Origin of the sequence: Kitasatospora sp. NPDC056783 (genome assembly GCF_042789895.1) — a bacterium.
Lineage (GTDB): Bacteria > Actinomycetota > Actinomycetes > Streptomycetales > Streptomycetaceae > Kitasatospora.
The window spans coordinates 1-3,265 of sequence record NZ_JBHUAF010000591.1 but is presented as its reverse complement, the minus strand read 5'-3'; the positions used below and the strand labels follow the sequence as shown (position 1 = coordinate 3,265).

Genomic DNA, 3,265 nt, shown 5'->3' with positions numbered 1-3,265 from the left:
CGGGTCCCAGTCGTCCCAGGCGGTCGAGCCCGGCGAGGACTGGCGGCGGCGGGCGATCAGGGCCCCGCCCGGGGCGAGCGCGAAGGCCTCCAGCCGGCCGTCGGCGTCGCGGGCGACGGCGGGGGCGGCGCCGGCCGGGCCGCCGAAGACCTCCCAGTCCGACCAGCCGCCGTCCGTCCGCTGGACGCGGTGGTGCAGGTTGGCGCCGTCGGGGGCGAGCGAGAACACCTCCAGCCGGCCGTCGGTGTCGCGGCCCAGGACGGGCACCGCGCCGGCCGGCGTCCCGAAGACCTCCCAGTCCGACCAGGTGTCGGTGTCCGGGTCGGTCTGGACGCGGCACAGCATCGACCGGTCGGCCGCGTCGAGGGCGAAGACATTGAGCCGGCCCTGGGCGTCCAGGGCGGCGACCGGGTTGTCCGGGCTCTGCCAGGGCGGCGGGGTGGAGCGCCACTCCAGCGGGGCCAGGTACAGGCCGCGCCGGAACCAGCCGGCGGCGCTCGCCCACCACCGCTGCCCGTCGGTGACCACCTCCACCGCGTGGCCGGGCACATGACCGGCGTAGCCGTCGAGGGAGAAGCGGAACGGGTCCCGGGAGGCGAGGACGTCGGTGCCCTCGTAGCCGTCGCGCGGCCCGAGGAACAGGTAGTACCAGCCGTCCCCGGCCACCACGAAGGGCGACTCGGTGACCGAGACGCCGTCGGCGGCGGTGGCCGCGTCGGCGAAGGCCACGCCGGGCTCGCCCCAGGTCAGCAGGTCGGTGGAGCGCCGGTAGCAGACCTGGTGGCGGCCGCCGGGGGCGGACAGCTCGGTGTAGTACATCACCCACTCGGTGCCGATCCGCAGCACCATCGGGTCGCGGGCGGCGGTCCCACGGAACAGCGGTCCGGACGGCAGCCTGGTCCAGGTGGAGAGATCGGTGGAGGTGGCGGCGTTGATCGCGGCCCCGGCGCGCCCGCCCGCCGCGTAGAACATCCAGTGCACGCCGCCCGATTCGACGACGTGCGGGGCCCACAGGTGTTCCTCGCCGAAGTACGAGGTGTCGACGGTCAGCGCGTCCGGGTGGCTGCTCCACGGCCCGGTCGGGGAGGGTGCCGAGGCGTGCGCGAGCGAGACCTCGGCGGCGCTGTCGGGCACCCGCCCGGGCGGCGCGCTGTCGCCGACGATGCTGAACAGGTGCCAGCGGCCGTCGGCCTGGACCAGGGTGTGGTCGTTGAGGTAGCGGCGGTGTGCGGTCGAGGGGTCGTGGACGTGGTCGAACGGGCCGGCGCCGACCCACAGGTGGGGGCCGGTGGACGCGGCGAGGGCGGTACGGCCCGCGAGCGGGAGCACGAGTGCTCCCGCTCCGGCCGCCCGCAGCAGGCCGCGCCTGCTGATCGGGTGCATCGCTGTGCTCCAGGGGGTTGCCGGCGTGGTCAGCCGACGGCGGGTCCGTGGGTGGTGTTCAGCCAGGCCCAGTCGGACCAGGTGGAGAAGCCCGTCTGCCACTTGTGGTGGACGCCGTCGGTGTTGGAACCGAAGACCTCGATCCGGCCGTCGGCGTTGTTCGCGGCGCCGATCTCGGTACCGCCGGTGCCGAAGGTGTCCCACTGGCCGTACGGGGCGTTCAGGCCGGTCTGCCAGATGTGCTGCGCCGTGGTCCCGTTGATGGCGAACACCTCCACCCGGCCGTCCGGCGAGCGCCCACTGGTCAGCCGGGAGTCGGCGGGGCCGCCGGTGGCCTCCCAGCCGGACCAACTGGTGGGATTCGTCTGGTACTTGTGGTAGACGCCGGCGGGACCGGAGGCGAACACCTCAAGCCGCCCGTCCTGGTTGTGGCTGACCGTGAGGTCGTGGCCACCCGTACCGAAGTCCTCCCAGGCCGACCAGGCACCGTTGACGGCGGTCTGCCACTGGTGCTGGAAGGTGCTGCCGTTGACGGCGAAGACCTCCAGACGACCGTCGGGGGCCTTGCCGAGCTCGATCTCACCGTTGGCGGGTCCGCCGCCCGTGGCCTCCCAGCCGGACCAGCCACCGCCGGGAGCCGTCTGGTAGCGGTGGAAGACGCCGACCGGGCCCGAGGCGAAGACCTCCAGGCGGCCGTCCTGGTTGGTGCCGACGGCGATGTCGTGGCCACCACCGCCGAAGTCCTCCCAGCCCGACCAGGCCCCGGAGGGCTGAAGCTGGTAACGGTGCTGGAAGGTCGAGCCGTTGATCGCGAACACCTCCAGCCGTCCGTCCGCGTTCGGACCGATGGCGAGCTCGGCGCCGGCCGGGCCACCGAGGTCCTCCCACTCGGACCAGCCGCCGTTGATCGCGGTCTGCCAGGCGTGGGAGACGCCGTTCGCTCCGGCCGCGAAGACCTCCAGCCGGCCGTCCGCGGACCGGGCCGAGACCACCCGGCCGGACTCCGCCGGGTACTCCAACGGTGCCGGGCCGGGCTCGTGGTGGCCGAGCCGGTCCACGGCGGCCCGCGCCTCGTCCATGTGCCGCAGGTGCGCGCCCGCGCTGTAGGTCGACCACTGGTGCCAGTCGCGGCCGCCGTTGGAGATCCTGTAGGCCGCGTCGGCGTTGCACTGGGCGTCGTAGGCGCACGCGTCGGAGACCTCGCTGTGCCAGTGGTCGTTGATCTCCCACAGGCCGCGGTCCGTGGACGGTGGCTCGTTGTTCTGGGTGTTGGAGGCCAGCGGGTTGCAGCTGGACTCGGCGAGGCCGACGGCGATCGCGGTCACCAGGGCGTCACCCCGGAAGCCCGCCCGGTAGCCGACCTCGGCGCACAGGTCGCTGCCGGTGGCGGCCGGCGCGGAGGGGGCGGCGACCATCAAACCCGTCGTCACGGCCAGGGTGGCGATCGCGGACAGCAGGACGCGGTGGGGCGCCCGGCGGGCGCGCTGCGGGCCGGTCACGGGGTGACTCCTCGACTGACGGCGGGTCCGTGGGTGGTGTTCAGCCAGGCCCAGTCGGACCAGGTGGAGAAGCCCGTCTGCCACTTGTGGTGGACGCCGTCGGTGTTCGAGCCGAAGACCTCGATCCGGCCGTCGGCGTTGGTGGCGGCGCCGATCTCGGTGCCGCCGGTGCCGAAGGTGTCCCACTGGCCGTACGGGGCGTTCAGGCCGGTCTGCCAGATGTGCTGCGCGGTGCTGCCGTTGATGGCGAACACCTCGACCCGGCCGTCCGCGGTCTGCCGGCTGGTGAGCCGGGAGTCGGCGGGGCCGCCGGTGGCCTCCCAGCCGGACCAACTGGTGGGATTCGTCTGGTACTTGTGGTAGACGCCGGCGGGACCGGAGGC

2 protein-coding genes and 1 pseudogene are annotated in these 3,265 nt (G+C 73.9%); all 3 read right to left on the bottom strand.

Going from position 1 to position 3,265, the window contains the following annotated elements; genetic code table 11:
* Nucleotides 1–1,383, bottom strand: a 1,383-nt coding sequence (locus ACFRMQ_RS39560) for a glycosyl hydrolase family 32 (RefSeq protein ID WP_380735739.1), incomplete at its 3' end; no start/stop codon positions are given.
* Nucleotides 1,384–1,412: 29 nt separating this feature from the next.
* Nucleotides 1,413–2,798, bottom strand: a complete 1,386-nt coding sequence (locus ACFRMQ_RS39555; RefSeq protein ID WP_380735740.1) for a hypothetical protein — start codon at nucleotides 2,796–2,798, stop codon at nucleotides 1,413–1,415.
* An 80-nt stretch (nucleotides 2,799–2,878) separates the two neighbouring features.
* Nucleotides 2,879–3,265: pseudogene (locus tag ACFRMQ_RS39550) on the bottom strand (M23 family peptidase); the annotation flags it as partial.

What these genes read in the sequence shown, in the direction of transcription:
- ACFRMQ_RS39555 (WP_380735740.1), bottom strand. Translation starts at nt 2,798, where the DNA reads ATGGTCGCCGCCCCCTCCGCGCCGGCCGCCACCGGCAGCGACCTGTGC.